Genomic DNA, 14,481 nt, shown 5'->3' with positions numbered 1-14,481 from the left:
AATAATCACTCGTTTATCTTTTTTATTTACTACACTACTGCGATGGATTAAATCCGTGCAGCAATTAAATCACCCATTTCAGAGGTAGAAACTGGTGCTGATTGATCAGCTAAATCTGCAGTACGATAGCCTTCTGCCAATACTTGTTTTACTGCATTTTCAATCGCTTGTGCTGCCTCTTCTAACTGGAAGCTATAACGTAACATCATCGCTGCTGAAAGAATTTGGGCAATTGGGTTAGCAATTCCTTTTCCTGCAATATCTGGTGCTGAACCGCCAGCTGGTTCATAAAGTCCAAAACCTTGTTCATTCATACTCGCTGATGGCAACATTCCCATTGAACCAGTAATCATTGCACATTCATCAGAAATAATATCGCCAAAGATATTTGAACAAAGCAACACATCATAATGTTCTGGCTGTTTAATTAATTGCATAGTCGCATTATCAATATAGATATGTTCTAAGGTGACATCTGGATACTCTTTAGCAACTTCAACGACAACTTCACGCCATAATACAGAGCTAATCAACACATTCGCTTTATCCACAGAAGTAACTTTTTTACGGCGTTTACGTGCAGCTTCAAAAGCAATACGTGCAATTCGTTCAATCTCAAAACGGTGATACACTTCTGTATCAAACGCTTTTTCCACTTTTCCTTCGCCTTCACGTCCTTTTGGCTGACCGAAATAAATTCCACCAGTCAATTCACGTACAACAACAATATCAAAGCCTTTCGCGGCAATATCAGCACGCAATGGGCAAAATTTTTCTAATCCTTTGTATAAAGTGGCTGGTCGTAAATTACAAAATAGCGCAAAGTGTTTACGTAATGGTAATAATGCACCACGTTCTGGTTGTTCATTGGCGGGTAAATGTTCCCATTTTGGACCACCTACTGAACCAAATAAAATCGCTTCCGCCGCTTCGCAGCCTTTTAAAGTAACCTCTGGTAGAGCTTTACCGTGGTTATCAATACCAATTCCACCAACATCGTAATGTTGATAATTCAATTTAAAGTTAAATTTTTTCTCTACTGCGTTTAATACTTTTAACGCTTCTGCCATGACTTCAGGCCCGATTCCATCTCCTGCCAATACGGCAATGTTGTGAGTTTGCATTAGTGTTTCTCCGTATGTTTTTTAATTTCTGAAACTTTTTGTGAACGATAAATGGCATTAATCGCATGAATTAATGCTAATGCTGAGGCTTCAATAATATCGGTTGCTAAACCAACGCCATGGAATTTACGTCCTTGATACTCAACCACAATATCAACTTGTCCTAGTGCTTCCGCACCTTCACCTTTCGCTGCTAAATTATAATGTAACATAGTAATTTCCATACCAGTTAACGATAAAATCGCATTATACGTTGCATCAACTGGTCCATTTCCGCCAGTAGAAACAGTACTTAATTTCTTACCATCTAACATTAATTCGACAAACGAAGTTGCTGGGAAATCGCTGACTGAGTGAGCGGAAATCTTAGTTAAACTTAAACGATCTTCCTCGCCTTGCTGCATATCGATAAATGCCAACGCTTCTAAATCATAATCGAAAACCTGCCCTTTTTTATCAGCTAATTTCAAAAATGCTTCATATAATTTATCAAGATCATAATCTTGTTCGGTATAGCCCATATCCGCCATATGATTTTTGACTGCTGCACGACCAGAACGGGCAGTAAGATTTAATTTTTCTTTCTTCAAGCCAATACTTTTTGGCGACAAAATTTCATAAGTATTAGCATTTTTTAACACGCCATCTTGGTGAATACCTGATGAGTGAGCAAAGGCATTCGAGCCAACAATCGCTTTATTTGGTTGAATTGGCATATTGCAAAGTTGGCTAACCATTTGGCTAACACGATAGATCTCTTGAGTATTAATGTTAGTCGTTACATCCATTAAATCTTTACGAGTATGAATTGCCATCACGACTTCTTCTAACGCAGTATTTCCTGCTCGTTCACCGATACCATTAATCGTACATTCAATTTGTCTTGCACCATACTGTACTGCAGTTAATGAGTTCGCTGTTGCCATACCTAAATCATTATGACAGTGAACAGAAACCACTGCTTTGTCGATATTAGGTACACGATTCATCACATTTTCAATAATGCTACCGAATTGCGTTGGTAAGGTGTAACCCACAGTATCAGGAATGTTAATTGTGGTTGCTCCTGCATTAATTGCAGCTTCTACGATACGGCAAATATTATCTACTCCAGTACGCCCCGCATCTTCACAAGAGAACTCTACATCATCGGTATAACCTCTTGCACGTTTTACTGCGGCAATCGCCATTTCCACCACATCATCAAAAGAACGTTTTAATTTTGCTTCTACGTGTAATGCAGAGGTCGCAATAAAGGTATGAATACGATAAGCTTCCGCTACTTTTAATGCTTCATAAGCCGCATCAATATCTTTTGCTACTGCACGTGATAACGCACAAACACGGCTATTTTTAATCGCTTTTGCAATTGTTTGTACAGAATTAAAATCGCCTTCCGAAGAAACAGGGAATCCTACTTCCATTACATCAACACCTAAACGTTCTAGCGCAAGTGCAATTTGTAATTTCTCTTTTACCGTTAAACTTGCTCTTAATGCCTGTTCACCATCTCTTAATGTTGTATCAAAAATAATTACACGATCACTCATACGCCACTCCGCTATTACGATTATTTGTTAATTAAAAAAAAAGCCCGCTTGTGTGCGGGCTGATGTGTGTGTTTGCTTTGATTAACTTTTCTTTATCCACGACCTACCGCACAAATTATCTATTTGTGAGGAGGAGAAGCAGAGATAAAGAAATTGAACGAATCATCTATTTAAAACCTTGTAAATCAAAAACGAGTTTGATTTTGCCGAAAAGCCCAAAACTAGTCAATAGGATTTTATGCTAAAAAGTCATTTATTTTGCTTTATTACGAAACAATATAAAAATTAAATTCTAAAATTTATAATATTTATAGATTTTAATTTCAAAACAACTTAAAAAGATAAATTTATCGACTAGGTTTTCAGTTTAATCTAACAGTTAATTTTTTTCTAACTTTTTTGTAAAAAATTAGCAAGCTCCTGCTTAAACACTATCAAACGCTGTTTCTGATTGCGTTGAAATGGTTGGATTAAAAGATCAAGCTGTTGTTGTAAATTCGGATCTGGATAATGATATAACAAACGGCGTAAAGCAGGATAACTCACCGCCACTGTACGTTGATAGGTAACGAAATCAGACAAACTCTGCCTATCATCCACGGTTAATTGCCAATCGATATCGAGAGATAAACCTAATTGTCTGCTTAATTCAATACGCAATGGATGTGCCATAAGTGGAAGATCTCGCCTAAATTTTCGCCTCGCTTGTTGGAAGAACAGATCGCCAGCTTCGGACAATGGATAGACCATCATCACGCTATAATTACCACTACTCGCTTCTGTGCCTTGGCTTAAACCTACGACTTGGAAACCAACCCGTTGCCAAAATGCCAATAATTCTTTGCTATAACCAAAGCTCACTGACAAAAAATCTTGTTGATGGCGATAACGTTGCTGTAACTGCTGGATTAATGCAGTACCAACACCATGATGTTGCCATTGCGGTGCAACGGCAATTCTTGAAATACGTAATGAACGTAACTGTACTGCCGCTTGCTGATTTAATTGAAAGGCTAAAGCTTGAGCCACCAGATTACCTTTAGGACGACGGTATCCTTGGCAAATACCTTCTATTAATTCAATATTTTCAATCCCACCTTCGATTAATCCCCAAACCACACCAATCGGTTGCTGTGCGACTTTACACCAAATAAAACGTTGCTGATTTCCATCTAGTAAACGGCGAAAGTCTGTGGGAGAAGTCCGGTAATGCGCTAAAGATAACAATTGATACAAAGCGATTAACTGCTCACTAACCGGAAGTTGATCAGCGACGAGAAATTGATAATCATTGGTCGGTTGATAGGGGATCTTTGGTTGCTGTTGTGACACTAATAACGCAACATCATTCACCCAACATTCTAATCTATCGCCCATTGGCCAACGCAATGGAATTGTTAAGGTTAAATAATGGTAACAACGATCAAGTTGCTGTTCTAATTTCAAGCGAAATCCTTGCCCTGTTCCCTCATACCCCTCACTGGTTGTTGCCAATAATACTTTCGGGAATACCTTACAAAAACGCTGTAATAAAGATAAAGGCAACATTGCCGCTTCATCGACAATCAGCCAATCATACTCTTTAATCGTGGCTTGGGGTAATTGTTGGTTCAACGCATCTGGCGCAATAAATTCAATGTGTTGTGGCGCAGCAAAATATTTTAACGTTGTGATAGCTTGCTGATTTGCAGCTGTTACTAATACTCGCTGCTGTCGAGCAATAAGCTGTTGAATAAATTGTCCCGCTAATGCCGATTTTCCTCGTCCTCTCCCAGCCATCAGCAAATAGATATCTGCTTGCGGTTGTAACAGTTGTTGTAGGCATTGTTGCTGTTCTTGCAGTGCTAATCTGGGTAATTGCCATTCATCAGTTTGGATTTTAGGATAATCAATTAACGGCTGCTGCGCAGAATAAATCTTTAAATGATATTGTTCGATTTTCTGCTTCAACCACGCAATAAACTGTGGTGTAGGGGTTGCTGTATCTGCACTATTCCAACGTAATGAATCTTGATCTGGCGTAGTTGTTAAAGTTTGCCAGCGTGGTAACAACAGAAAAAGACATCCACCCGCTTTTAAAGTAGCAGCAAGAATAGTGAGTGTATCCAGATGAAATGCTAAATGTTCACCCTCTGTGGCATCAAAAATCGCTAATGAAAACTCCTGCCCTAATACATTACGACTATTGTTAAAGGGAAAAAACCGTAACTGCTGATGTGATATTGCTGGGGGATGAGAAGCACAACATAGAATTGGTTGTGTAGGATAATGTTGAATAATTTGTTGATATTGCTGCTCTCGCCAAGCTTGATCGCCAGCTAAGATCACCACTTGACGAGAGAAATTAGAAGAGGTGTTGTGCATAAAATTAGCAATAACCTAGATCTTTTCGCTTAAATAAGGATCTTGATAACCCATTCCTAGCATAATCTCTGTTTCTAGGCTCTCCATTTCTTCTGCTTCATCATCTTCAATATGATCATACCCCAATAAATGTAAGCAGCCGTGTACCGTTAAATGTGCATAATGGGTTTCTAGTGAAATTTGCTGCTCTGCTGCTTCTTTCTCTACCACTTGACGACAAATAACCAAATCCCCCAATAAAGGCAGCTCAATTCCCTCCGGCACTTCAAAAGGAAACGATAATACATTGGTTGGGCGATCTTTACCACGATAAGTAAAGTTAAGATGGTGACTTTCCGCTTCATCAACGATCCGAATTGTCAATTCGACATTCTCCTGTTCAGGGCGTACCGCTTGAGTCGCCCAGTAGGTAAACTGCTCTAACGAAGGTATATTAGATTGATCCTCAGACACAATTTGTAAATCAACAATGACATCTGGCTTATGCGTCATCTTTTTGTTCCTCTAATTTGGCTAAACGGCGTTGTTCAGCGGCTTCTTTACGGCGAATTTCATCTTCTGCTTCCCATTTTTCATAGGCTTGCACCACTTTCGCTACCACAGGATGCCGAACAATATCTTCACTCTTAAAATAGTTAAAACTTAATTCTTCAACATCCCCTAATACATCAATCGCATGGCGTAATCCAGATTTCTGCCCACGAGGTAAATCAACTTGCGTAATATCCCCCGTAATCACTGCCTTAGAATTAAAGCCAATCCGTGTTAAAAACATTTTCATTTGTTCAATAGTGGTATTTTGGCTTTCGTCTAAAATAATAAAGGCATCATTTAATGTACGCCCACGCATATAGGCTAACGGCGCAATCTCAATTACATTGCGCTCCATTAATTTTTGCACCTTTTCAAAGCCCAACATTTCAAACAGTGCATCATATAATGGACGTAAATAAGGATCGATTTTTTGGGCTAAATCACCAGGCAAGAAACCTAATTTTTCCCCAGCTTCTACCGCTGGACGAGTTAATAATAAACGGCGTACTTGCTGTTTTTCTAATGCTTCAACTGCCGCCGCCACCGCTAAAAAGGTTTTCCCCGTTCCCGCAGGTCCAATCCCAAAGCTAATATCATGGCGCAAAATATTATGTAAATATTGGATCTGATTTTTGCCACGTGGTTTGATCACTCCACGCTTAGTTTTAATAGTGGTACTAAAGACTTTAGCTTCATCATCTTCAACGGTATCAACCTGTTGCAGCAACATTCGGCTTTCCTGGATTGCTAAATGAATTTGTTCAAGATCGAGTTCATTTACTTTGCCTTTTACCATTGCCGTTTCGACATATAAACGTTGAATTAGCTTTGCCGCATTTTTCAATAACTGTGCGTGATGAGGTTTACTTTCTTCATCGGCTGACTCTAAGGTAAACGTAAAATTACGGCGAGAGATAATCAGGTTAAACTGCTTTTCAATTAATGAGATATGTTCATCAAATGGTCCACAAAGTGATTGCAATCGTGCATTATCTTGTGGTTCTAACGTAAAAACTTCTGAAATTGTTGTGGTCAAGTTCCACCTCAGTGGTTACATAAAAGTGTTGGTAGTATAGCGTTTTTCTGATGAGCAATAAATTCCATTTTATCTTACCTATTACAGCAATCTATAAACTTTTCCGATTCATCAGGAACTTCTACTAAAAATGCCAATCTGAATATCGGTTAATTAATTACTTTTATTTATTATTAAGAATAGTATATGAAACTCACTGAACACGATGTTACCCCTGAACATATTTTTAAAAAACGTCGCCAGCTAATTGCTTTATTAGGGGGAGCAAGTATTACGCCATTACTGCCTAAACTGAGCTATGCAGAAGATAAAATCGATCGCCGTATCGCATTAGATTTTTCCGCCCAAGCAGAAAATACATTGCCATTAACACCTGAAGAAAAAGTGATTGGTTATAATAATTTTTATGAATTTGGTGTTGAAAAAGGCTCGCCTGCACACTACGCAAAAGATTTCAAAACTGATCCTTGGCAATTAGAAATTGGTGGTGAAGTTGAAAAACCACTTATCTTGGATCACCAAGATCTCCTCACTAAATTTCCATTAGAAGAACGAATCTATCGTTTCCGTTGTGTCGAGGCTTGGTCAATGGTTATTCCTTGGATTGGTTTTCCACTTTCCTCTTTATTAAAAACTGTTGCTCCTACTAGTAAAGCAAAATATGTTGTCTTTGAAACACTGTATGATCCAGAGCAGATGCCAGGGCAAAAAAATCCTTTCTTCGGTGGTAATATTGATTACCCTTATATCGAGGGATTGACGATTGAAGAAGCAATGAATCCACTAACACTGATGTCTGTCGGGCTATATGGTAAAACCTTAGCACCACAAAGTGGCGCACCGATTCGGTTAGTTGTACCTTGGAAATACGGGTTTAAGAGCATTAAATCCATTGTCAAAATTACCTTAAGTGAAACTCGCCCATTAACCACTTGGGTAAAACTTGCTCCACATGAATATGGTTTTTATGCCAATGTCAATCCAAAAGTAGATCATCCTCGTTGGTCGCAAGCCTCTGAACGTGTAATTGGGTCTGGTGGATTATTTGATATTAAAAGACAGCCAACATTAATGTTTAATGGTTATGAAGAACAAGTTGCTCACTTATATTCTCACCTGGATTTAAGCAAGAATTACTAAGATGTTATTTAAAATTTTGCGTTATCTTATTCATTTGGGAGGGGTAATTCCTCTCCTTTGGCTCATCTATGCGATCAATTTTAATTTGGTAAGTAGCTTTGGTACTGACCCAATTAAAGAGATTATTCATTTTCTAGGCTATACCGCCCTATTATTTTTATTAATCTTATTTAGTTTTAGGATTATTACGCAGTGTTTACGACAACCAATATTACTCCCGCTACACCGCAGTTTGGGACTATGGGCATTATTTTGGTTATCGTTGCACATTGTTGGTTATCTTGCGTTAGAACTAGGCTTTGATTTCCAACTTTTTATTAGCGAAATCGTGAGTAGAACTTATCTACAAATTGGCTTTATTGCAGTAATTCTGTTGGTTTCGATTGCCTTATCTTCAATTCCTTATATCAAAAGAAGACTAGGTAAACGCTGGTTTTCGCTACATCAATTAGCCTTATTGGTCGTTATTTTAGCGGCAATTCATTATTACCTTTCCCTAAAAGCCTATAACATTGATTCATTACTGTTTTTAGCGCTTTGTGGCGTATTTGTGTTATGGAAAATCTTCGCAAGGCGGGTTTTGGCTTGGTGTTACCGTTAATATTAAGTGAGTCTAATTTTAGATTTTGTTAGCGCATTTTTCTGTTAACGGTTATTTAGGTTTCGCCCTAAAGGGCGACTCCATTTTATTCAGACCTCACATACTTACTAATCCTCATTCTAATAAGATTTTTTGCAAGTGTGAGAGGGCAACAATGATGATTGTTTTCACAGTTATCAGAATATGAAATATTATAAATTTGCCCCTACATGTAACTCAGCGCCACAAGCCTGTGCGTAACGTTGCAATGTTATAAAAGATGCACGGCTAGCATTTTTTTCTAATTTACTTACTGCCGGTTGGCTTACTCCCATTCTTGCCGCAACTTCTGATACAGTCAAACCTGCTTTTTTGCGTAACTCTACAAGTAAAGTTTGTAACTCTTCAATACGTTTCTCTTGAATATAAAGTGCTTTGGTTTCTTTGTTTTTTAACAAAGTCTCTTTTACAGTTTTATAACTAACGGCTTGTACTTTCATCGGTCATTTCTCCCAATCGTTTAAAAGCGAGTTCAATCTCTGCTACTGGTGTTTTTTGTGCAATTATAACTCAAGGGTTATATAAAATATTTTATTTCGTGTATATAACAAAGCCCACTTAATTGTGGGCTTTCAGCTTGATAATCAAGTCTATTTAATATTATTTAGCTATTGTTGTTCTAATTAGCATTTATTAAATTTATGACTAAATTGAGACCAATCTGCAATCTTGCCTTGATGCCCAATTCCTAATGCTCGCTTAAAACAACTCTGGAAATAACATCTTAATCACATTTTTTGTGACGCGTCTTGAAGTCCCTTGATAGGGGAAAATGTGCATCATCATCATTGGATTAAAATTGGCTTCGATCACACCCCATGAACTTAATTTAGGTTCTGCTGGTTTTGTGTAATCTGGCACAATCAGATCCACGCCACATACCGCAGCCCCCATTGCTTTAGTGATCTGTACAGCCACTTCTTTATAACTAGGATGCATTAGATCCGTCATATCAATAGAATCACCACCCGTACTAATATTTGAGTTAGCTCGTAATTGCACCTTACGTCCTTGTTCTGGAATCGAATCTATGGTTAAGCCTTGTTCTTTTAACTGTAATTTTTCAATATCACCTAAGGCAATTTTCTTTAATGGGGTACGGCTGCCATCACCACGTAATGGATGTTGATTTTTCGCCGCAACTAACTCAGCCACTGAATGCTCGCCATCGCCAATCACATTAGCTGGTTCACGTAATAACACCGCTAAGGTTTGATCACCCAATACAAAGAAACGGTATTCAGTACCCACTAAATAATCTTCAACCATTACTTCCTTATCTTCACGGAAAGCAATCTCAATCGCTTGGCGGAAATCATCAATATTTTCTACACCTTGTTTAAAAATCGTAATACCCAATCCAAAATTGGTTGATTTTGGTTTAATTACTACTGCACGATGTTCAAATAGTGGATAGGCTGCAACAGCATCTTCCACTTTTCTAAACTCAAGGCTTTGCGGCACATTAAAGCCACCTTTTGCTAATACTTTTTTGGTAACAACTTTATTTTCCATAATTAAAGGAGAAATATAGCTGTCTTTTGCGGTCATATTTCCATTTTTCACATATTCAATATGATCGCCATATTGCAAACAGAGGAATTGATCATTTTCATCTAGAATTTCAACTTTGATCCCTTGTTGAATTAAATCCACCATTAATGCTTGAGTAGAAAGTTCCATATTATCAAAGGCACTCAATGCATAATAACGTTCTGTGGCATGCGCTTTATACTGTTTCGCCCACGCTGCACCTAATTGGTGATAATCTGTTGCTTGCTGCATTTGTTGCACTAAACGTCCACAAATTGTGGTTTCTGGGGCTAACATTTGACGCTGTTTTGCCTTGATTACAGCAACGATCTCAGCTGGCGCATTTAACGCCACTGCCATTTTTTCAAGCTCTGCTAAAATGGCGCTTCCTTCTTGTTGGTAAGCTGTAATCGTTAATGGGTGTTCCATTGCAATATCTGCTAATCGTTGTTTACCTAGCTCAATTTCTGCTTGGTCTGCGGTGTTTTCTAGCCACACCATTAATAGCACAAAGTAGTGTATAAATTCGGCGTCTTCTAAGGTAATGCCATATTCAGCAAATGGGTTCAGATCAAACAATCTAAATTCTAAGTAACGAATCCCTTTGGTGAGTAATTCCCGTACATGCTTTTTCGCACCGCGGAAACGGATATTTGAATAGAATTCTTTTTCAGCGATCAGTTTCCCATTATTCACCCAGTGTTCTAAGGTATCTACGTAATCTTGTAAGCTCTCATACGACACCTTAATCTCGCTGTGATTGACATAGCCATAATGACTAGAACGCAAACTCCGTACAAAATCGGTAGGTTGTGTTTGTCCACGATTAAAAAATGCCGGTTCTACACTTGGTGAAGCTGAAAACAGATAAACTAAAATCCATTGATAACGTAAGAAGTTTTTCCCTAGTTTTAAATAGAGATCATTACGAAAAGCGATTGGATCTTGGTAACTTGTTTGTAAGCTAAATAACTTCGTAATAAATTCATCAGCTAGTTGGAAATTATAGTGGATACCGCTGATCATCTGCTTATATTTGCCATAGCTTTCAACCAAGTGTTCACGATAAGCCACATCTTCACGATTATCTAATTGGGCGACTTTGATTTCACTTTCCGCTGGTAAAATCAAAGGCATACTAAATGGGGAGATATATTCATTTTCTGGTAATGCCCGTAATACCACTTCGTGAATCGCTGATAACCAACGATAGCTCTCTTTCACACTTTTTTGTGGCGGTGTAATTAACTCTAATTGGCTTTCTGCAAAATCGGTTTGAATATAAGGATGATAAGAACGGTTACCAAACACTGCAGGATGCGGTGTTGTTACAATTTTTCCATCGGCAGTAATACGTTGACTCTCTTTTTCAATCCCAAATACACCTTGTTGGAACAATAGTTCAAGATGATTTTGTTTAATCACTTGCTGAATATTCATAGTTTTTGCCTTATTAAATTTATTTCAACCGGACATTAATAGGGGAAATTTGTTGATAAGGCAAATAGCTTTTTACTATAAGTTATATAGATTGGCTATTATCTTTGCATCTCCGCCTCACTCCTCTCCATTATATGAACATAGGCTAGGAGAGATATAAAAAACCTGCTAGTAATAACTAGCAGGTCTTCTAAAAATCACCTAATTAAGCAATAAAATTAGTTTTTTGCTTTTGCAGCTGCTTTCACGATAGTTGCAAATGCTGGTGCTTTTAATGATGCACCACCGACTAACGCACCATCAATATCTGGCATTGCGAATAATTCTGCTGCATTCGCATCATTTACAGAACCACCGTATTGAAGAATAACTTGTTCTGCCACTTTTGCGTCTTTCTTCGCAATATGGCTACGAATAAATGCGTGAACAGCTTGTGCTTGTGCTGGGGTTGCTGATTTACCAGTACCGATTGCCCAAATTGGCTCATATGCAATCACGGCACCAAGGAACGCTTCTGCGCCTAATGTATTTAATACTGCATCAATTTGTCTTGCGCACACTTCTTCAGTTTTACCAGCTTCATTTTCAGCTTCACTTTCACCGATACAAAGCACTGGCACTAAACCTTGCTCTTTTAATACCGCAAATTTTTGTGCGATAAACTCATCGCTTTCGTGGTGATAAGCACGACGTTCTGAGTGACCGATAATGATATATTTTGTACCAAAATCTTTTAACATTGTGGCAGAGATATCACCAGTAAACGCACCTGATTGTTTAAGATCTACGTTTTGTGAACCTAATGCAATTTTACTGCCTGCTAATGCAGCTTCTGCTTCTGCTAAATACATCATTGGTGGTGCAATCGCAACATCACAACCTTCCACGCCAGCTAATTCTGCTTTCAAACCATTAATTAACTCTTTGGTAAACGCTTTGCTACCATTTAATTTCCAGTTGCCCATTACTAAAGGACGGCGAGCCATAATTTTCTCCTTGATCATATTCAAAAAAATAACGGCGCTTACTATAACAAAAATCCCCAAAAATCCTTAGAGATATATCAAAAAAAGCGAGAATTTTTTACAATAGCTGATAACAACCTAAATAACTTATTAGAAAATAACTTATGAGAGTACCACGCATTTATCATCCCGAACCTTTAACACAGCAAACGCAATGCCAATTAAGCGAAGACGCTGCACATCATGTTGGACGTGTATTACGTATGCAAGTTGGCGAACGACTTGAATTATTTGATGGTAGCAATCATATTTATCCCGCTGTGATAACTGAAGCAACTAAAAAACAGATTTCAGTATCGCTTGAACCCGCCATCTTTGATGATCGTGAATCTCCATTAATTATTCATTTAGGGCAAGTGATCTCGCGTGGCGAGCGCATGGAGTTCACCATCCAGAAATCGGTTGAATTAGGGGTAAAGATCATTACCCCATTATGGTCGGAACGTTGTGGTGTCAAATTAGATGCCGAACGTATGGAAAAGAAAATTCAACAATGGCAAAAAATTGCGATTGCCGCTTGTGAACAGTGTGGACGCAACAGTATCCCTGAAATTCGCCCACTGATGAAATTACAAGATTGGTGTGCAGAAGATGACGGAATGTTAAAACTGAATTTACACCCAAGAGCCACACATTCGATAAAACAACTAGCACCGCCACCAAAAGCAGGCGTACGTTTATTAATTGGTGCAGAAGGTGGGCTATCCGCTCAGGAGATCGAACATACTGTGCAACAAGGCTTTACCGAAGTTTTACTAGGCAAACGGGTGTTACGCACCGAAACAGCATCTTTGGTTGCTATTAGTGCCTTACAAGTCTGTTTTGGTGATTTGTAGTTTAGCTTGAAGGAAAATTATGACATTACAAAATCAATTTCTTGTGGCAATGCCCGATCTTGATGATCCTTTTTTTCAACGCACTGTCGTTTATATTTGTGAAGATAATGAACAAGGTAGTATGGGATTGGTGATTAACCAACCTACTGATTTAACTTTGGCAGAAATGATGGCAAAAATGAATCACTTTATGCCAACAGAACAACATTACCCAGAAAAACTGATCTTTGCTGGTGGGCCGGTTAATATTGAACAAGGGTTTGTGCTACATAGTGCAACGCCACAAAAATACCGTTACTCTTTTTCAATCACCGATGATTTAGTTCTCACAACCTCTTCGGATATTTTATATGCACTTGGTAAAGAGTCGGGGCCTAAAGACTATTTGATTGCCTTAGGATGTGCTTTGTGGGAACCCAATCAACTGGCCGATGAAATTAAACAAAACTCATGGTTAACCGTGCCTGCAACACGCGAGATCCTGTTTACATTACCATTTGATCAGCGTTGGGATGCTGCCAATCATTTATTAGGTATCCAACAAAGTTATTTACTTAGCCACGAAATGGGGAATGCCTAATGGAAAATTTAACTATCATTGCGTTTGACTTTGGTACACAAAGTATTGGCTGTGCCGTAGGACAAAGCATTACCCAAACTGCTCAAGCCTTGCCGGCGTTTAAAGCTCAAGATGGGATTCCTAATTGGGACGCTATTAAAAAATGTTTAGACGAATGGCGACCTGATTATGTTATTGTAGGCTTGCCATTAAATATGGACGGTACGGAACAAGAAATTACTCAGCGCGCCAGAAAATTTGCCAATCGTTTAAATGGACGTTTCGGAGTAAAAGTGGAATTACAAGATGAACGACTAACCACCACCGAAGCACGAGCAGAAATTTTTGCACGTGGCGGGTTTAAAGCATTAACTAAAGGCAAAATAGATTCTATCTCGGCGTGTTTAATTCTTGAAAGCTGGTTTGAAAATCGGGGATAACGCTTTATCCCCGGCTACTTAGCCAGTTCCTTACGATCTTATTTATAGACCTCATAAATACTTCAACAAGTTTTTCCTCACTGATAGCAATAGCACCAGTCAATCACAAACAATATTCTCTTTTTTGTGTTAATGCTCTGATCTTAGCCTGGAATTAGCCTGAGATTAGAGGAATAACAATCCGCACGTAAAACGTGCGGTTTTTAGGCTACCCTATAAGGGCCTATTGCTTCACATGCCCCTCAAGGGGCATGTAAAAA

The 14,481-nt window shown here is 38.5% G+C and carries 13 protein-coding genes; 5 read left to right on the top strand and 8 right to left on the bottom strand.

Annotation, left to right across the window (positions count from 1 at the left end):
• Window positions 1–47: 47 nt before the first annotated feature.
• The 5 genes from leuB to PF272_RS05400 form a co-directional block, all read right to left on the bottom strand.
• The gene (gene leuB, locus PF272_RS05420) at window positions 48–1,124 is read right to left on the bottom strand and encodes a 3-isopropylmalate dehydrogenase (RefSeq protein ID WP_271141933.1); all 1,077 of its coding nucleotides are present in this window, start codon (window positions 1,122–1,124) and stop codon (window positions 48–50) included.
• The gene (gene leuA / locus PF272_RS05415) at window positions 1,124–2,674 is read right to left on the bottom strand and encodes a 2-isopropylmalate synthase (RefSeq protein WP_271141932.1); all 1,551 of its coding nucleotides are present in this window, start codon (window positions 2,672–2,674) and stop codon (window positions 1,124–1,126) included. The genes leuB and leuA overlap by 1 nt, the downstream gene beginning before the upstream one ends.
• A 390-nt stretch (window positions 2,675–3,064) precedes the next feature.
• Window positions 3,065–5,038, bottom strand: a complete 1,974-nt coding sequence (locus PF272_RS05410; protein ID WP_271141931.1) for a GNAT family N-acetyltransferase — start codon at window positions 5,036–5,038, stop codon at window positions 3,065–3,067.
• Between the two features lie 15 nt (window positions 5,039–5,053).
• Window positions 5,054–5,530 (bottom strand): rRNA maturation RNase YbeY, encoded by a 477-nt coding sequence (ybeY, locus tag PF272_RS05405; protein ID WP_271141930.1) that lies wholly within the window; start codon window positions 5,528–5,530, stop codon window positions 5,054–5,056.
• Complete coding sequence (locus tag PF272_RS05400; protein WP_271141929.1) at window positions 5,520–6,608, bottom strand: PhoH family protein; 1,089 nt, start codon at window positions 6,606–6,608, stop codon at window positions 5,520–5,522. The genes ybeY and PF272_RS05400 overlap by 11 nt, the downstream gene beginning before the upstream one ends.
• Window positions 6,609–6,794: 186 nt before the next feature.
• On the opposite strand from PF272_RS05400, the gene msrP reads away from it, so the two are divergent.
• Together msrP and PF272_RS05390 are read left to right on the top strand one after the other, a co-directional pair.
• Window positions 6,795–7,748 (top strand): protein-methionine-sulfoxide reductase catalytic subunit MsrP, encoded by a 954-nt coding sequence (gene msrP, locus PF272_RS05395; protein ID WP_271141928.1) that lies wholly within the window; start codon window positions 6,795–6,797, stop codon window positions 7,746–7,748.
• A gap of 1 nt (window position 7,749) precedes the next feature.
• Window positions 7,750–8,349: a protein-methionine-sulfoxide reductase heme-binding subunit MsrQ gene (locus tag PF272_RS05390; RefSeq protein ID WP_271141927.1), complete on the top strand. Its 600-nt coding sequence runs from the start codon at window positions 7,750–7,752 to the stop codon at window positions 8,347–8,349.
• Between the two features lie 191 nt (window positions 8,350–8,540).
• Here PF272_RS05390 and PF272_RS05385 read toward each other — a convergent pair whose 3' ends face one another.
• The 3 genes from PF272_RS05385 to tpiA all read right to left on the bottom strand — a co-directional run bounded on the left by PF272_RS05385 (window position 8,541) and on the right by tpiA (window position 12,347).
• Window positions 8,541–8,828, bottom strand: a complete 288-nt coding sequence (locus PF272_RS05385; RefSeq protein WP_271141926.1) for a helix-turn-helix domain-containing protein — start codon at window positions 8,826–8,828, stop codon at window positions 8,541–8,543.
• Between the two features lie 259 nt (window positions 8,829–9,087).
• Complete coding sequence (gshAB, locus tag PF272_RS05380; RefSeq protein WP_271141925.1) at window positions 9,088–11,361, bottom strand: bifunctional glutamate--cysteine ligase GshA/glutathione synthetase GshB; 2,274 nt, start codon at window positions 11,359–11,361, stop codon at window positions 9,088–9,090.
• A gap of 218 nt (window positions 11,362–11,579) precedes the next feature.
• Window positions 11,580–12,347 (bottom strand): triose-phosphate isomerase, encoded by a 768-nt coding sequence (tpiA, locus tag PF272_RS05375; RefSeq protein ID WP_271141924.1) that lies wholly within the window; start codon window positions 12,345–12,347, stop codon window positions 11,580–11,582.
• 143 nt (window positions 12,348–12,490) lie between these two features.
• Here tpiA and rsmE point away from each other — a divergent pair, with 143 nt between their 5' ends.
• From rsmE to ruvX, 3 genes are read left to right on the top strand one after another with little or no spacing between them, the layout of a single operon-like run.
• Window positions 12,491–13,222 (top strand): 16S rRNA (uracil(1498)-N(3))-methyltransferase, encoded by a 732-nt coding sequence (gene rsmE, locus PF272_RS05370; RefSeq protein ID WP_065235212.1) that lies wholly within the window; start codon window positions 12,491–12,493, stop codon window positions 13,220–13,222.
• Between the two features lie 19 nt (window positions 13,223–13,241).
• A complete protein-coding gene (locus PF272_RS05365; protein WP_271141923.1) occupies window positions 13,242–13,802 on the top strand; it encodes a YqgE/AlgH family protein in 561 nt (186 codons plus the stop codon).
• A complete protein-coding gene (gene ruvX, locus PF272_RS05360) occupies window positions 13,802–14,221 on the top strand; it encodes a Holliday junction resolvase RuvX (RefSeq protein WP_271141922.1) in 420 nt (139 codons plus the stop codon). Before PF272_RS05365 ends, ruvX begins: the two co-directional genes overlap by 1 nt.
• Window positions 14,222–14,481: the final 260 nt, after the last annotated feature.

It is taken from the genome of Gallibacterium faecale, assembly GCF_027920745.1.
Classification (GTDB): Bacteria; Pseudomonadota; Gammaproteobacteria; order Enterobacterales; family Pasteurellaceae; genus Gallibacterium; species Gallibacterium faecale.
This window is presented reverse-complemented; position numbering and strand designations above follow the sequence as displayed.

Excerpts from the sequence above, each read along its gene's own strand:
- tpiA (WP_271141924.1), bottom strand. The coding sequence starts at position 12,347 with ATGGCTCGCCGTCCTTTAGTAATGGGCAACTGGAAATTAAATGGTAGC.
- rsmE (WP_065235212.1), top strand. The coding sequence starts at position 12,491 with ATGAGAGTACCACGCATTTATCATCCCGAACCTTTAACACAGCAAACG.
- ruvX (WP_271141922.1), top strand. The coding sequence starts at position 13,802 with ATGGAAAATTTAACTATCATTGCGTTTGACTTTGGTACACAAAGTATT.
- leuB (WP_271141933.1), bottom strand. The coding sequence starts at position 1,124 with ATGCAAACTCACAACATTGCCGTATTGGCAGGAGATGGAATCGGGCCT.
- PF272_RS05365 (WP_271141923.1), top strand. The coding sequence starts at position 13,242 with ATGACATTACAAAATCAATTTCTTGTGGCAATGCCCGATCTTGATGAT.
- PF272_RS05410 (WP_271141931.1), bottom strand. The coding sequence starts at position 5,038 with ATGCACAACACCTCTTCTAATTTCTCTCGTCAAGTGGTGATCTTAGCT.
- msrP (WP_271141928.1), top strand. The coding sequence starts at position 6,795 with ATGAAACTCACTGAACACGATGTTACCCCTGAACATATTTTTAAAAAA.
- PF272_RS05390 (WP_271141927.1), top strand. The coding sequence starts at position 7,750 with ATGTTATTTAAAATTTTGCGTTATCTTATTCATTTGGGAGGGGTAATT.
- PF272_RS05385 (WP_271141926.1), bottom strand. The coding sequence starts at position 8,828 with ATGAAAGTACAAGCCGTTAGTTATAAAACTGTAAAAGAGACTTTGTTA.
- gshAB (WP_271141925.1), bottom strand. The coding sequence starts at position 11,361 with ATGAATATTCAGCAAGTGATTAAACAAAATCATCTTGAACTATTGTTC.
- ybeY (WP_271141930.1), bottom strand. The coding sequence starts at position 5,530 with ATGACGCATAAGCCAGATGTCATTGTTGATTTACAAATTGTGTCTGAG.
- leuA (WP_271141932.1), bottom strand. The coding sequence starts at position 2,674 with ATGAGTGATCGTGTAATTATTTTTGATACAACATTAAGAGATGGTGAA.